Genomic DNA, 14250 nt, shown 5'->3' on the forward strand with positions numbered 1-14250 from the left:
GCCTATGCGCTGCCTGTCCCGCAATCCCCTGCGCCCATAAAGTTCGCATGATGAGACACTTAGTTTCGAAATTCAGCCATTTACCAAAAGCGGTTGCGATTGCCGGTGGTAAGAGCGCGCGAGCTTGTCACGCGGCAAATCAAAGCACACCTTCACTTATCCATCTTCGAAGCTGTTGTTCGCTGACCTCAAAGTGAATGGAATCTTCCTTTTCGAATCCCCCACCCCAAACCCATCCGTTTTCTATGAAGACAAGCGCGATACGATATAGGTCTACGTCCACCTGTTCGTCGTTGAAATTGTCGAGCTGCCCGTTCAGGCTTATGTCGATCGCAGTCCCCCAACTATGAGAACTTGCCGGAGTGTAGTCGCCGTAGTTGCGCACACAGAGCGACCCTGCAACCCCAAGCATCTGAGAGAGGTCAGGGTGTCTGTCCTCTATCACAGAAAATATTTCTTCAAGCGATCGTATAGCGGGTTCCAACAAATGTACCCTTAGCCCACCGACTATTGCCGTTTCCAGTTTGGCTTTCAAAACTTCGTTTGTGATCGGTTCGCAATGCTCGCTGAGCACCTCACGAGGTTTTCCAAGGTTCTCTTCAAGGAAGGTCGTGCTTGGCGCTATCAGAACTCCATTCACTTCCGAACGATCAATGCCGATTTCTTCAAAACTGACTGTGCCTGTCAAAGAAGCCCCTGGTCCGGTCCCAGGCTCTCTGTCTTCGTAATACTCTCGGATGCTGGCGACGGTCTCGGGGTCTTGAACCAGTTCCGTATCAATCAGGAATTCAAGATTGCGTTGAACCTGCTCGGGGTCGCCAATTCCGATCATCTCAAGAATGCGTTCTCGCTCAGCCGCGGTTTCGGCCAAAACGATATTCCGTTCGTGCTCGGTTGCGGATGCCGCGCGGTCAAGGGACGAACTGTAGTAAGTGACAACTGCGTTCCCCAATGCCCCAACAGCGGCCGCAAAGATCGCGACGACTAATGGCGATTTCCAAGAGTTTTTCCGGGTATTTGCAATATTGTGCTCCAGCCCTCGTTCTTTTACGCGAATCTCTCGGTCAAGTAATTCAAGCTTCTTGAGTTCAATCTCAGACACGGTTTCTCCCTCGCGACTTGTCACGAAACATAACACGAACCTGATTTAATTACACAAAACTGCCGGAATTGGCGCAGTTGGCTTTTATCGACTGTCATTGCGCCCTGCGGAGAAAGCCCCTGGCGCGTCCGTCGTGCGTGATACTGCGCGGTTCACAAACATCGGCCGGTACAGAGCTTGGAAACCGAAAGTGCTCTGACTGTTTATCGAGAGGCATAGGCGGTCAGTGATCTGATCGAGTCAGAGTCTTTTTGAACCCGAGGCAATCAGATCAGAGGGTTTCATCGCCAAACCTGAGGGCCAGCATGCGCCCGCATCACTGAGGCGTATTCAACCGTGCGAACAGGCGCAGCGCATGGGACGCGTCCTGCGCAGCCCCCGGCAGGATCGGATCATAGGCAGCGCGGATCAACTCGGCGATGTCAGGGCGCAAGACGGTTGTGTCCCCGACCACTGCAAGGGGCGATTGCGTGCGAAACGCGGCATCGGACCACAGCAAAATCGTCTGCACCACCTGACTCAGCGCCAAAGTCTCGGCTGGAAGTTTTGACAGCTCGGTGTCCATTTTCAGGAAAACAAAGGCTGCGCGGATCTCTCCGGTCTTTTCAAAGCGGAAAACCCGGTACTGGTTGGCATCCGCCGCCATCAGACGTTCGACCAGAGGTGTCAGGTCCGGGATCAACCGGTCCAGATCAGGCACGTCCAACAATTCCTGCCAGTCGCGGAAAAAGAAGACCATGCAGTTCGCGCCCAGCTCGGGGTCGGTTTCGGCCATTTTATGTCCCGCAAGGGTCACAACGGCCTCAAACGCGCCTTTGACGGTGGCCAAAGTGTCATCTTCGACGCCGAACACAATCGGCACAATTGGCCGCCCCCAACGTGCAAACAGGAAATCTCCGCTTTCGCGGGTAAACAGCGCTTGAATATCCTCGGGTGTCACGCACAATCCTCAACGGTCGGGTTTGATTTGGCCAAACCTTTAAAAGGTCCGGACTGGCGCTTCAACCAAACAGATCGTTTTGCCCTTTGGGCGCAGCCATGCCCAGATGGCTCCATGCCTTCCGGGCCAGCATCCGCCCCCTCGGCGTTCTTTGGATCAACCCTTGTTGCAGCAAGAATGGCTCGATGACCTCTTCTAACGAGTCGCGGCTTTCCGACAGCGCCGCCGAGAGTGTCTCAATCCCGACCGGGCCGCCTGCGTAATTCTCGGCGATCAGCTTAAGATAACGCCGGTCCGCACCGTCCAACCCCAGATGATCCACCCCCAACCGGGTTAACGCCCCATCCGCCAGATCGCGCGAAATGTACCCGTCGCCCTCGACAATGGCGAAATCCACCACTCGGCGCAGCAACCGGCCCGCGATCCGGGGCGTTCCGCGCGACCGGCGGGCAATCTCGCGCGCACCGTCGTCATCAGCGGGCGCACCCAGTTTACGCGCATTTCGAGTGACAATCTCATGCAACTCATCGACGGTGTAGAATTGCAACCGCGTCGGAATCCCGAACCGATCGCGCAGCGGAGTTGTCAGCAACCCCATTCGCGTGGTGGCCCCGACCAGGGTAAAGGGTTGCAACTCGATCCGTACTGTGCGCGCGGCCGGGCCTTCGCCAATCACCAGATCCAGCTCAAAATCCTCCATCGCCGGATACAGCACTTCTTCTACCGCCGGGTTCAGGCGATGGATTTCGTCGATGAACAAAACATCGCGCGATTCCAGATTGGTCAGAATCGCCGCCAGATCCCCCGCCTTGGCCAGCACCGGGCCGGACGTCATGCGAAAATTCACCCCCAACTCTCGGGCCATGATCTGCGCCAGCGTTGTCTTCCCCAACCCCGGAGGGCCATGGAACAAGGTATGATCCATCGCCTCGCCCCGTTGTCGTGCGGATTGGATGAAGATGCGCAGATTGGCCCGCGCCTCGGCCTGACCGATGAACTCGTCCAACCCTTGCGGGCGCAGCGCGCGGTCATTGTCTTCGGGCAAAGGCTCGGGGCGCAGGGCGGGGTCGGCGTCAACCATTCATTCAGCCTTTCGGGGCTAGCAATTTCAGGGCCGCACGGATCAGATCCGCCTCGCCTGCATCAGGCAGGCTGGCCGCCGCTTCGGCCACGGCCGAGGCCGCATCCGAGGGGCCGTAACCGAGATTGGACAGCGCCGACAACGCCCCAGCCGAAGCCGCCGCCGACCCCGAGGGCGGTTTCACCGACCGTTTGGGCACAGGTGCAGGCTCGGTCAGTTCAACGACATCCAGATTCGGGCCATCCATGGCCTCGGTCACGGTGCCGCCCATGGCCATCACGCCCGGCGCCTTATCCTTGAGGTCCAGCACGATCCGCTGCGCCGTCTTTGGCCCAACACCCTTGGCCGCCTTGACCGCCCCCCAATCCCCCAATGCAATGGACCGGCTGACCCCGTCTGGCCCCAGCGCGGACAAAATGGCAAGCGAGACCTTGGCCCCGACGCCTTGAACTGAACACAGCAAACGATGCCATTCTTTTTCGACCAGAGACAAGAAGCCGAACAATTGCATCAGGTCCTCTCGCACGACCATATCGGTGTAGATCGAGACCGCTTCGCCTACCCCCGGCAGCGCCGCCATGGTCCGGTCCGAGCAATAGACGATGTAGCCGACCCCGCGCACGTCGATCAGCACATGATCCGCCGCGCGATAGTCCAGCCGCCCTGTCAGTTTGCCAATCATGCCCGTACCTCTTTTATCCGCGCCTGCGGCGCTGCGCCGTAATAGGAATGGCAGATGGCAATCGCCAGCGCATCCGCCGCGTCCGCCCCTTTGGGCTGACAGCCCGGCAACTGCAGTTTGACCATATGCATGACCTGCTCTTTCTCGGCATGGCCGACGCCCACGACCGTTTTCTTGACCCGGTTGGGCGCATATTCCCCCACCGACAGCCCGGCCTTTGCCAAGGTCAGCAACGCCACACCCCGCGCCTGACCCAGTTTCAGCGTCCCCGCCCCGTCCTTGTTGACAAAGGTCTGTTCGATGGCGGCCTGATCGGGCTGAAATTCGGCAATGACCTCGACGATCTGATTGTGCAGTGACAGCAATCGTTCGCCCAGATCGTCCCCGTCTGATTTGCACAGACCGTTGGCAACGTGGCTCAGTCGGCTGCCATGCGATTCGATGACGCCCCATCCCAGGGTTCTAAGCCCCGGATCAATGCCCAGAATTCGCATGTTTCGCCTCGGCCTGCTCGGGTTTTTGTGATCTTTTATCCGGGTTAGCACGAAACATGAACATTTTCCAAGCGAATTGACCCAAAGCCTGAAAACGACACTCTTGTTCCCCCGGCGACAGAACGGTCTGTTTGCGACAGCAAAATGCCTGAATTCGACACGGTTTATAAAGGCTATATGACCAGTAAATTAAGGGATTTTTAGGATTTTCCAGCATTGCAAAAAACGCATAGGACACATGCATTTTTCGCACTTGCGCAGCTGAATTGACGTCACTAAATGCCGCTCAGATCGAATGATCGAGACGCTAACTCAAACCAGAAGGAAACAGGATATGGCTGTACTGGACACAACCCGCATTGCCACCACCGGCTCGTTCGGCCTCGTCGGCCGTATCGGCGCAATTTTCGCATCGGTCGTGAATGCCGTTGTCGAATGGAATGACGCCCGCGTGACACGCAACGTGCTGAGCGGTCTGTCGGATCGTGAACTGAATGATATCGGCCTGTGCCGCGGTGACATCGACGCCGTCACAGCAGGTCGTCAGTAAGAATTTAACACGCCTACCACTCACTCGCCCTCTTTCCTCCCTCGGGGGCAAACAAGAACGCCGCGCATCACCGGATGCGCGGCGTTTCTATTCAAAGCAGACGAAATTCAGTGCATAAATTTGCTTAGCTGGGTCGCAAGAAATTCCGAAACCGGGTCAATCTGCATCACCCAGGCCCCAGCCCGTTCGACAGATGTACCCTGATCAAGGCTTTCGACCCGAAACTCATAGGCCGAAGCCCCCAAGCTCATCAGTAAAAATGTCTTGAACACGAAAAGCCCGCAAATGCACATCAGCAGCACCTTTGCAGGAACCGCCGATTTCACCCGCTGCGGTTTCATCACCACCAGGCCATCCTTGCGCATCGTCGCGCGGTAGCCGCGGCTCAACTTAGCGTGTTTTTTGTTCAGGCGCGTGACGCGCTGATCAAATTCTAGTTGTTTACCTATCATGGCAGCCTCCAAGCAACCGCCCCCGATTCCACTCTTTGACGGTAAGAAGAGATTGCGACAAAAAAGGGGCAGAATTCCAGAAAACTCCTGCAAAAGGTCTAATTTTAGCCCTGATTACTTAAGACTAGCGTCGTCCATTCACCAATCTCGCCTCTATGGGTAAGATTGAAGCCATTTTGTGAATAAACGGAAAACACGTCATCTGCCTGTTCATTCAGGATTCCGGACAGGATCGCATATCCCCCAGCCCGCAGATTCGCACCGATTTCAGGGGACAAGGCAACCAACGGACCTTTGAGGATATTTGCAAAGATCAAATCGTACGGCGCTTGTGACTGCAAATCCGGGTGATCGAAGCCCGCCGCCTCGATACAGCGAACCCGCCCTGACATACCGTTTGCCTTCAAATTGGCCTCGGCCACATCCACTGCAACCTGGTCGATGTCGCTGGCCAGGATCTCTCCGTCCCACACCCGTGCGGCGGCCATTGCCAAAACCGCAGTGCCGCAACCGATATCGGCCACTTTGGTTGCCGTGAACCCATCGTCCAACAGGCGATCCAGCGCCTTGAGGCAGCCCAGCGTGGTGCCATGATGACCGGTGCCAAAGGCCATCGCGGCCTCGATGAGCAGCGGGATGCGCCCTTCGGGCAGCTTGCCTGCGTCGTGACTTCCATAGACAAAAAACCGGCCAGCTTCGACCGGGGCCAGTTCGCGGCGCACATGGGCGACCCAGTCGGTTTCGGGCAACTCCGAGATCACGAATGGCTTCGCCTCAAACGCGGCGGCCAGAACGGTCAACGCAGTTTCATCCGGCGCTTCGGTAAAGTAACCGCCAACCTCCCACAGGCCCGAGCCATCCTCGACCTCGAACACGCCAACGCCGGTGGGTTCCGGATCCAGACGCTCCATCGCTTCGCCCAGACCGTCGGCGGCTTTTTTGCCGGTCAGTGTGGTAAGCGCGGTAAATGTGGGCATGGCGGCCTCCTGTGTCAGTTGAGACAGCGCGTAGGGCGTGGGTCCGCCAAGGTCAAGCTTTGACGCTTATTCCGCGGGGGCCGGGACATATTTCGAAAAGACCGTCTCGTTTCCCGGTTCGGGATGGCGCGGGACAAGCAGCGATAGCGCCAGCGAGATCAGTGCCATGGCCGCCGCCAGACCAAAGACCGCACCGGGTGAGACCACCCACAACAGGCCCAGCAACGCTGGCAGGAACACGGCGGCAATGTGATTGATGGTAAAAGCCACCGCCGCAGTGGGTGCGATATCCGCCGGGTCCGCGATCTTTTGGAAATAGGTTTTCAAGGCCAGCGCCAGCGCAAACAGCACATGGTCGATCACATAAAGGATCGCCGCCAGCAGCACGCCCCAGCCGAACCAGTAGATACCGCCATAGGCCGCAAACACGATGGCGAGACCGGTATATTCAAAGATCAGCGTGCGCCGTTCACCAAACATCGACACCGCCTTACCCAGCATCGGGGCCGCCATCATGTTGATCATCAGGTTGATCATATACAGGCTGGTCAGTTCGTGAACTTCAAAGCCGAATTTCTCGACCATCATGAAGCCCGCGAAAACCACAAAAATCTGCCGCCGCGCACCGGCCATGAATTGCAGCGCGTAATACAGCCAATACCGGCGGCGCAGCACGATCTTTTTTGTCTGCGGTGTAGGAGAGTCAAATTGCGGATAGGCAAACAGACAGAACAGCGCCAGCAGCGCCGTCGCGCCACCCGCAGCCATGAACACCGTGTTATAAGACAGTTCAAACCGGTCCCACGTCAGCACGATCAACCCGTAGATCACCATGGTCGAGGCCGACCCCATGGCCACCAGCCACCCCAACACCTGCGGCGCGCGGTCCTTGGGCAGCCATTGCAATTGCAGCGACTGGTTCACCGTTTCGTAATAGTGAAAGCCGATCGAGCTGAACAAGGTCACAAACAGCAACCCGCCGAGGCTGGGAAACCACGCCGTCACCGCCGTGGCGACACCCAGCATCATCAGCGAAATCATCGCCAGCACCTGTTCGCGAACGAACAGGATCACAGCAATCACGCCGACAGCCAGAAACCCCGGAATTTCGCGCACCGTGTGCAGCAGGCCAATGTCGGCCCCGTCGAAATTCGCCACCTCGATGACGAAATTATTCAACAGCGCGCTCCACGCGTTGAAGGCGATGGGCATGGTCAGCGCCATCACAAACAAGAGCGTCACGGGGCGGCGCCAGAACGGAAGGCTCTGCGCCTCGGAAAGCGGCATGGGTTTCAGCATGAGATCGCTCTACGCCCATTTCCGTGTTTTGGCGAGAGGTAAGCGGCCCGTGCACAGGCGCTCTGCATGAATGCAGAGGTCAGTAGAAACTTTGCGGGTCGATATCCACGGCCAAACGGATATCGCCCTTCAGGCGCAAAGGCGCGATCCAGCGGGCGAGGGCATCCTGAATCGGCGCGCCTTTGGGGGCTTTGACCAATAGCCGCACCCGGTGCCGCCCGCGAATGCGCGCAATCGGGGCCGGAGCAGGGCCAAAGACCTGCGCCCCGATCTGCCGTATGGGCGCATCATTGCGCGCCATGGCGTTGCCGATGTCAAAGACCGGCCCGACGTCTGGCCCGGACAACACGATCCCGGCCATACGACCGTAGGGGGGCACCCCGGCGGCCTGCCGACCGGCGGCCTCAGCCTTCCAGAACCCTTCCTCATCACCAGACAAGATCGCGCGGATCACCGGGTGTTCGGGCTGAAAGGTCTGCAACAACGCCTGCCCCGGCTTGTCCGCCCGACCCGCGCGGCCCGCCACCTGCCGCATCAATTGAAACGTCCGTTCGGCCGCGCGCAGGTCAGCGCCATGCAGGCTGAGATCGGCATCAATAACCCCCACCAAAGTCAGCTTGGGAAAGTTATGCCCCTTGGCCACCAACTGCGTTCCGATGATGATATCCGCGTCGCCCTTGGCGATCTCTTCGATCTTGGCCTTCAACGCCCGTGCCGACCCGAACAAGTCCGAGCTGAGCATGGCGATCTTGGCCTCGGGGAACGTCGCCTCAGCCTCCTCTGCCAGCCGTTCGATCCCCGGGCCGACCGGGGCCAGCTTGCCCTCGACCTGACAGGACGGGCACACCTCGGGCATCGGCTTGGTCTCACCGCATTGGTGACACATCAAACGTTTGAGGAACCGGTGTTCCACCATCCGCGCATCGCAATGATCGCAGGCGATCTGCTGACCGCAGGCCCGGCACAGCGTCACCGGCGCATAGCCCCGACGGTTGATGAACAACAGCGACTGTTCGCCCTTTTCGATCCGCTGCCGCACGGCCTGACGCAGGGAAGGGGATACCCAGGTGCCCGGCTGCATCTGCTCGGCCCGCATGTCGATGGTTTTCATCTCGGGCAAAACCGCGTCGCCAAAGCGCGAGGTCAGATCAAGCCGCTCGTACTTGCCCGCCTCGGCATTGGCCCAGCTTTCCAGCGACGGCGTGGCACTGGCCAGAATAACCCGCGCACCGCAGATGGCCGCGCGCAGAACCGCCATGTCGCGGGCGCTGTAATGCACGCCGTCTTCCTGTTTGTAGGATGTATCGTGTTCCTCATCGACCACCACCAGCCCAAGATTACGAAACGGCAGGAACAAGGCCGAGCGCGCGCCAATTACCATCTGCGCATCGCCCTGCCCCACCATGCGCCAGACCCGGCGGCGTTCAGTCATGGTCGCGCCCGAATGCCATTCAGCGGGGCGGGCACCGAACCGCGCCTCAACCCGTGTCAGAAACTCGGCCGTCAGGGCAATCTCGGGCAGCAGAACCAGCGCCTGCCGTCCCATGCGCAGGGTTTCGGCCACGGCCTCGAGGTAAACCTCGGTTTTGCCCGATCCGGTCACCCCCTTCAGCAAGGTCGTGCCATAGTCACCTGTCCGCATCCCGGCTTGCAGTTTCCTGACCGCCGCCGCTTGATCATCCGTCAGCGCCTTGCCCGGCAAATCCGGGTCAAGATGCGGATAGGGCAGATCACGCGGGCTGTCTTCCTCTCGCACGGCGCCCTGCTTGACCAGCCCCTTGACGACCGAGGATGTCACCCCTGCCTGTTCCGCCAGTTCCTTCAAGGTAAACGCCAGCCCGCCATAGTCCCGCAACACTTCCAGCACACGCGCCCGCGCGTCGGTCATCCGGTCCGGCTCACCATTCCCCAGCCGGTAAACCTTGCGCATCGAGGGCGGATCACCCAGCCCCGGAGCGCGGGTCGCCAGGCGCAGCATCGCAGGCATCGGCGTCAGGGTGTAATCGGCCACTTTGCCCAGAAACACCCGCATCTCTTCGCGCATCGGCGCGACCTCAAGCACGCGGATCACCGACCGGGCCTTGCTCAGGTCAAAGCCGCCCTGTCCGGGTCCCCAAACCACGCCCAATACCTTACGCGGGCCCAAAGGCACCTCGACAAACGCGCCCAGAAAACACCCGCCTTCGGGCGCCTTGTAATCCAGCGTCCGGTCCAGTGGTTGCGCGGTCAGCACTGCCACCAGCTCACCTTGGTCGAAATACTCCTGAGTGCTCAACGCATATCCTTGGGCCGGGGGGTTTCAGCATAGGTCTCTTTGAGGTAAAGCCATCCGCGACCAAGGCCAACCCATCAAAGGACTGCCCGCATGAAATTCTTCGTAGACACAGCCGAGATCGACGCCATCGCCGAACTGAACGATCTGGGCATGGTTGACGGCGTGACCACCAACCCCTCGCTGATCCTGAAATCGGGCCGCGACATTCTGGAAGTGACCAAGGAAATCTGTGATCTGGTCGACGGTCCGGTGTCCGCCGAAGTGGTCGCGACCGAGGCCGACGAGATGATCGCCGAAGGCCGCAAGCTGGCCAAGATCGCGCCGAATATCGCAGTGAAAGTGCCGCTGACATGGGCCGGTCTGAAGACCTGTAAGGCGCTTTCGGACGAAGGCCAGATGGTCAACGTGACCCTTTGTTTCTCGGCCAATCAGGCGCTGCTGGCTGCCAAAGCCGGGGCCAGCTTCATTTCGCCCTTCATCGGTCGTCTGGACGACATCAACCTCGACGGCATGGACCTGATCGCCGACATCCGCCAGATCTATGACAACTACGGTTTTGAAACCGAAATTCTGGCCGCGTCGATCCGCACTGTGAACCACGTGACCGACAGCGCCCGCATCGGGGCCGACGTGATCACCGCCCCGCCCGCCGTGATCAAAAAGCTGGCCGACCACCCGCTGACCGACAAAGGGCTTGAGACGTTCCTGGCTGACTGGGCCAAGACCGGTCAGAAAATCCTCTGATCATATGCGCGACCGCGCGGCGCCGTCAGGCGCCGCGCCCGGCCCAACTGCAAACCTGATCTCAGGATCAGGGACTTGCAGGCGGGAGCGTCTGCAACACAGCGCATGACGAAAACCACCCATACGTGCATTTTTTCCAAGGCAATTCCGGCAACACATGTTATAAACCGGCCAACAAAAAAAAGACCGGACAGGACATGAGCAGCAACACCAAACTCAAGGACAATCTACGCGCCGCGATTCTGGCCGAACCTGACGCCGTGCTGGATGACAAGGACCTGATGCAGGCGCTTGTGACCGCCAATGAACAGGCCCGCGGAAACAACGTAATCGACCTGCGCGGCATCGCCATGCAACGACTTGAGGCGCGGCTGGACCGTCTGGAAGACACGCATCGCTCGGTCATTGCCGCAGCCTATGAAAACCTGGCGGGTACAAATCAGGTGCACCGTGCCATTCTCCGCCTGCTGGAACCGGTCGATTTCGAAGATTTCCTGCGCACGCTTGGCAACGATGTTTCGGAAATCCTGCGGGTGGATCACGTAACGTTGGTTCTGGAAACCACAGTCATGCGGGACGATCCCGCCGTCGGCAAGCTTGGCGGTGTTCTGACCGTAGTCGAGCCTGGCTTTATCGACACCTATCTAAGCCATGACCGCCGCGGCCCCATCCGCGAGGTCGTGTTGCGTGGGATGCGACAGCCCAACCCAAGGGTTTTTGGCTCTACTGCCGGGCACCTGCGGTCCGAGGCCTGCCTCAGGCTGGATCTGGGCGAAGGCCGTCTGCCCGGCATGATCGTCATGGGTGCACGGGATGCAAATCACTTCAACCCGCAACTGGGCACGGATTTGCTGTCCTTCTTTGCGGGTGTTTTCGAACGTTCGATGCGCCACTGGCTGTCATGAGCCTGATCTCTCCGGCCTGCCGCGATGCGTTGCAGCATTGGCTGGATAGTCTGGGCGCGCTGGCCGGGCGGTCCCAGAACACCCAAACCGCCTATCGCGGCGACGTCACCGACTTCCTGTCCTTCATGACCCTGCATCACAGCGAACGGCAGGGGCTGGCCGCACTGGCGCGGATCACCGTATCGGATATGCGGGCCTGGATGGCCGATCAGCGCGCATCAGAAGTGGGCGCGCGGTCGCTGGCGCGCAAGCTTTCGGCGGTCAAAAGCTTCTATCGCTGGCTGTCCGAGCGTGAAGGGTTTGAACCCACGGCCGTCCTGTCCACCCGCGCGCCCAAGTTCACCCAAAAGCTGCCTCGTCCCCTGGCCGAGGACGCCGCCCGCGCCATGATCGACACGGTCGAGTTGCAATCAACCAACGACTGGGTCTCGGCCCGTGACGTGGCCGTGGTCACGCTGCTGTACGGTTGCGGCCTGCGCATTTCTGAGGCGCTGTCCCTGACCGGTGCAGACGCGCCACTGCCGGATACCCTGCGGATCGTGGGCAAAGGCGATAAAGAGCGGATCGTCCCCGTCCTGCCCGCAGCCCAGGCGGCAGTTGACTGCTATGTCCAACTGTGCCCGCACCCGAAATCTGCGGATAAGGCGCTGTTTCGCGGGGTGCGCGGCGGCCCGTTGAACCCGCGCGCCATTCAGGGCGTGATGGCCAAGGCGCGTATGCAACTTGGCCTGCCAGCCACGGCCACCCCCCATGCCTTGCGGCACAGTTTTGCCACGCACCTTCTGTCCGCCGGGGGCGACCTGCGCACGATCCAAGAGCTTCTTGGCCATGCCTCTTTGTCGACCACGCAGACCTATACAGCCGTTGATTCAGCCCGCTTGATGGAAGTCTACAACCGCGCCCATCCCAAGGCCTGACACCCGGCCCGGTTGCATCGACTGGCATATCGCAGGATGCGGGCTTTTGGTTTGCATCTTTTGCACGCATCGTTCAAGACACACGCATGACACTTAGATTCAAAGCACTTTCCGTCCATTTATTCACAGCAACCGGTGCCGTTTTTGCCATGTTGGCCATGCTGGCCGCCGTCGAAGAGAAATGGAGCCTGATGTACCTATGGCTGGTCGTATCGTTCATCGTGGACGGCATCGACGGCCCACTGGCGCGTCACTATCACGTCAAACACAACGCGCCCGAATTTGACGGTGTGCTGCTGGATCTGATCATCGACTATCTGACCTATGTGTTCATTCCGGCCTTTGCCCTGTTCAAATCGGGGCTGATGGATGGGTGGACCGGTTGGTTTGCCATCATCGTCATCACTTTTGGCAGCGCGATGTATTTTGCAGACACCCGGATGAAGACCAAGGACAATTCGTTCTCTGGCTTTCCCGGCTGCTGGAACATGTTTGTCATCGTGATCTTTGCACTGGAACCCAATTTTTGGGTCATCCTGCTGCTGGTGTCGCTGCTGTCGCTGGCGATGTTCCTGCCGCTTAAATTCGTGCACCCGGTTCGCACAGAACGCTGGCGCACCCTGACCTTGCCGATGGCTTTGGCCTGGACCTTTTTTGCAGGCTGGGCCGCATGGGTCGATTTTCATCCTGAAAGCTGGGCGCATTGGGGGCTGGTTGTCACCAGCTTGTATCTGGTCTCGGCGGGGATTGCGCAGCAGGTGATCCCGCCGCGCAAAATCTGACTGGGTTACAGGACGTCCTGAACCTCGAATTCGACACCATTGTGGGTGAACACGTCACCTTTTTGCAGGCCGACCATGGCCAGATAGATCGGGCTTTGGGTTGAAATGCCCATGTAGGTTTTTCCGTCCACTTCAAACCGCGTCGTCGACACACAAACCACAAAACGGCGGTTGTTGAACTTGATCACCGCGCCGGGCTGCACCGTGCCGGTCAACGCAAAGTCGGTATTCTCGATCACATCAATCTTGGCGTGGTGCGCATGTACCGGGGCATCAAAGGCCGCCGCCAGATCCGCGTTTTCGCGCGATGCGGCGATATCATCCTTGTCGTGGCCTTCCCGGTCGTCTAGTTGCGAGTCCTTCAGAAAAGCGTCGTAATGCGCCTGAGCAGTTGCCAATTCCTGCGCCTCAAGCGACATCAGACGGTCAATAATGGCCTTTTTACGGGCGGCTGGGTCTGTTTGGGCGGTCATTAAATACAGTCCTTCAAATTCAGCATCCACTATAAGTTGGGCTTCAAGCAGTGGGATTGCAACAGATTTTCGCCGATCAGATCAGCAGACCAGCCGCGCGTTCGTGGCGCAACAAAGCAACCTTCGTCTCAACCCCGCCATCACCGGAAAAACCGCCCAGACCGTTGGCCGCCAGCACCCGGTGGCACGGGATAATCACCGGAATGGGATTGGCACCGCAGGCCTGCCCCACCGGCTGGGGCGGTTGACCCAGTTCTTTGGCGATATCCCCATAGGTTCGTGTGTCGCCCAGCGGGATGGCAAACATCAGGTCACAGACCTGCTGTAAAAACTCTGAACCAGCAACGCGATATGGCAAGTCAAACCGTTCCAACCTCCCCTGATCATAAGCTGTCAGCTGTGCTGCGGCCTCTTGCAACAAGGGGGTGTCCGGCTCGTCATCGCGACCGTTCCACACAAGGCGCGTAATGGCCCCGTCGGTTTCTTCGACACCAAGGCGACCAAACTGGGTTTCAACAGCAATCATCGGCATGTCCACAGCGTTTCAGATCGCCGGGGCCGGTGCAAGCGGTGAAAG

16 protein-coding genes are annotated in these 14250 nt (G+C 59.1%); 5 read left to right on the plus strand and 11 right to left on the minus strand.

The genetic code is table 11. The annotated features are described in order from the left end of the window. Nucleotides 1–139: 139 nt before the first annotated feature. The 5 genes from JT51_RS21220 to ruvC form a co-directional block, all read right to left on the minus strand. Nucleotides 140–1102, minus strand: a complete 963-nt coding sequence (locus JT51_RS21220) for a M15 family metallopeptidase (RefSeq protein WP_152563318.1) — start codon at nucleotides 1100–1102, stop codon at nucleotides 140–142. A gap of 316 nt (nucleotides 1103–1418) precedes the next feature. Beyond that, nucleotides 1419–2042, minus strand: coding sequence for a hypothetical protein (locus tag JT51_RS08660; RefSeq protein WP_037310760.1), 624 nt, complete (start codon nucleotides 2040–2042; stop codon nucleotides 1419–1421). Between the two features lie 61 nt (nucleotides 2043–2103). After that, nucleotides 2104–3123 carry a Holliday junction branch migration DNA helicase RuvB gene (gene ruvB, locus JT51_RS08665; RefSeq protein WP_037310764.1) on the minus strand — a complete coding sequence of 340 codons (1020 nt, stop codon included), beginning with the start codon at nucleotides 3121–3123 and terminating at the stop codon, nucleotides 2104–2106. 4 nt (nucleotides 3124–3127) lie between these two features. Next, complete coding sequence (gene ruvA, locus JT51_RS08670; RefSeq protein ID WP_037310766.1) at nucleotides 3128–3805, minus strand: Holliday junction branch migration protein RuvA; 678 nt, start codon at nucleotides 3803–3805, stop codon at nucleotides 3128–3130. Further along, a complete protein-coding gene (gene ruvC, locus JT51_RS08675) occupies nucleotides 3802–4299 on the minus strand; it encodes a crossover junction endodeoxyribonuclease RuvC (protein ID WP_037310769.1) in 498 nt (165 codons plus the stop codon). The genes ruvA and ruvC overlap by 4 nt, the downstream gene beginning before the upstream one ends. Nucleotides 4300–4633: 334 nt before the next feature. Between ruvC and JT51_RS08680 the strand changes: the two genes are divergently transcribed. Beyond that, entirely contained in the window at nucleotides 4634–4849 is a 216-nt protein-coding gene (locus tag JT51_RS08680; RefSeq protein WP_037311973.1) for a DUF1127 domain-containing protein, read from the plus strand. A 107-nt stretch (nucleotides 4850–4956) separates the two neighbouring features. Here JT51_RS08680 and JT51_RS08685 read toward each other — a convergent pair whose 3' ends face one another. From JT51_RS08685 to JT51_RS08700, 4 genes are all read right to left on the minus strand, one after another. Beyond that, the gene (locus JT51_RS08685) at nucleotides 4957–5313 is read right to left on the minus strand and encodes a hypothetical protein (protein WP_235216138.1); all 357 of its coding nucleotides are present in this window, start codon (nucleotides 5311–5313) and stop codon (nucleotides 4957–4959) included. 92 nt (nucleotides 5314–5405) lie between these two features. Beyond that, nucleotides 5406–6278 (minus strand): 50S ribosomal protein L11 methyltransferase, encoded by an 873-nt coding sequence (locus tag JT51_RS08690; RefSeq protein WP_037310772.1) that lies wholly within the window; start codon nucleotides 6276–6278, stop codon nucleotides 5406–5408. A gap of 66 nt (nucleotides 6279–6344) precedes the next feature. Continuing rightward, the gene (locus JT51_RS08695) at nucleotides 6345–7577 is read right to left on the minus strand and encodes an MFS transporter (RefSeq protein WP_037310775.1); all 1233 of its coding nucleotides are present in this window, start codon (nucleotides 7575–7577) and stop codon (nucleotides 6345–6347) included. Nucleotides 7578–7656: 79 nt separating this feature from the next. Further along, the gene (locus JT51_RS08700; protein ID WP_037310778.1) at nucleotides 7657–9852 is read right to left on the minus strand and encodes a primosomal protein N'; all 2196 of its coding nucleotides are present in this window, start codon (nucleotides 9850–9852) and stop codon (nucleotides 7657–7659) included. Nucleotides 9853–9942: 90 nt separating this feature from the next. On the opposite strand from JT51_RS08700, the gene fsa reads away from it, so the two are divergent. The 4 genes from fsa (at nucleotide 9943) to JT51_RS08720 (ending at nucleotide 13200) form a co-directional block, all read left to right on the plus strand. Continuing rightward, nucleotides 9943–10596 carry a fructose-6-phosphate aldolase gene (gene fsa / locus JT51_RS08705; protein ID WP_037310781.1) on the plus strand — a complete coding sequence of 218 codons (654 nt, stop codon included), beginning with the start codon at nucleotides 9943–9945 and terminating at the stop codon, nucleotides 10594–10596. Nucleotides 10597–10793: 197 nt separating this feature from the next. Further along, nucleotides 10794–11501 carry a DUF484 family protein gene (locus JT51_RS08710; protein WP_037311983.1) on the plus strand — a complete coding sequence of 236 codons (708 nt, stop codon included), beginning with the start codon at nucleotides 10794–10796 and terminating at the stop codon, nucleotides 11499–11501. Further along, nucleotides 11498–12418, plus strand: a complete 921-nt coding sequence (locus JT51_RS08715; RefSeq protein WP_037310784.1) for a tyrosine recombinase XerC — start codon at nucleotides 11498–11500, stop codon at nucleotides 12416–12418. The genes JT51_RS08710 and JT51_RS08715 overlap by 4 nt, the downstream gene beginning before the upstream one ends. Nucleotides 12419–12504: 86 nt before the next feature. Next, complete coding sequence (locus JT51_RS08720; protein ID WP_037310788.1) at nucleotides 12505–13200, plus strand: CDP-alcohol phosphatidyltransferase family protein; 696 nt, start codon at nucleotides 12505–12507, stop codon at nucleotides 13198–13200. A 5-nt stretch (nucleotides 13201–13205) separates the two neighbouring features. Here JT51_RS08720 and JT51_RS08725 read toward each other — a convergent pair whose 3' ends face one another. Together JT51_RS08725 and JT51_RS08730 are read right to left on the minus strand one after the other, a co-directional pair. After that, the gene (locus JT51_RS08725; RefSeq protein ID WP_037310791.1) at nucleotides 13206–13673 is read right to left on the minus strand and encodes a hypothetical protein; all 468 of its coding nucleotides are present in this window, start codon (nucleotides 13671–13673) and stop codon (nucleotides 13206–13208) included. Nucleotides 13674–13749: 76 nt separating this feature from the next. Next, entirely contained in the window at nucleotides 13750–14205 is a 456-nt protein-coding gene (locus JT51_RS08730; RefSeq protein WP_037310794.1) for a methylated-DNA--[protein]-cysteine S-methyltransferase, read from the minus strand. Nucleotides 14206–14250: the final 45 nt, after the last annotated feature.

It is taken from the genome of Ruegeria halocynthiae (assembly GCF_000743705.1).
In the GTDB taxonomy this organism is placed as follows: domain Bacteria; phylum Pseudomonadota; class Alphaproteobacteria; order Rhodobacterales; family Rhodobacteraceae; genus Ruegeria; species Ruegeria halocynthiae_B.

Bases quoted from the DNA above. Each gene is read 5' to 3' on its own strand.
- ruvB (WP_037310764.1), bottom strand. From the start codon at position 3,123: ATGGTTGACGCCGACCCCGCCCTGCGCCCCGAGCCTTTGCCCGAAGAC.
- ruvA (WP_037310766.1), bottom strand. From the start codon at position 3,805: ATGATTGGCAAACTGACAGGGCGGCTGGACTATCGCGCGGCGGATCAT.
- ruvC (WP_037310769.1), bottom strand. From the start codon at position 4,299: ATGCGAATTCTGGGCATTGATCCGGGGCTTAGAACCCTGGGATGGGGC.
- JT51_RS08680 (WP_037311973.1), top strand. From the start codon at position 4,634: ATGGCTGTACTGGACACAACCCGCATTGCCACCACCGGCTCGTTCGGC.
- JT51_RS08690 (WP_037310772.1), bottom strand. From the start codon at position 6,278: ATGCCCACATTTACCGCGCTTACCACACTGACCGGCAAAAAAGCCGCC.
- JT51_RS08695 (WP_037310775.1), bottom strand. From the start codon at position 7,577: ATGCTGAAACCCATGCCGCTTTCCGAGGCGCAGAGCCTTCCGTTCTGG.
- fsa (WP_037310781.1), top strand. From the start codon at position 9,943: ATGAAATTCTTCGTAGACACAGCCGAGATCGACGCCATCGCCGAACTG.
- JT51_RS08710 (WP_037311983.1), top strand. From the start codon at position 10,794: ATGAGCAGCAACACCAAACTCAAGGACAATCTACGCGCCGCGATTCTG.
- JT51_RS08715 (WP_037310784.1), top strand. From the start codon at position 11,498: ATGAGCCTGATCTCTCCGGCCTGCCGCGATGCGTTGCAGCATTGGCTG.
- JT51_RS08720 (WP_037310788.1), top strand. From the start codon at position 12,505: ATGACACTTAGATTCAAAGCACTTTCCGTCCATTTATTCACAGCAACC.
- JT51_RS08725 (WP_037310791.1), bottom strand. From the start codon at position 13,673: ATGACCGCCCAAACAGACCCAGCCGCCCGTAAAAAGGCCATTATTGAC.
- JT51_RS08730 (WP_037310794.1), bottom strand. From the start codon at position 14,205: ATGCCGATGATTGCTGTTGAAACCCAGTTTGGTCGCCTTGGTGTCGAA.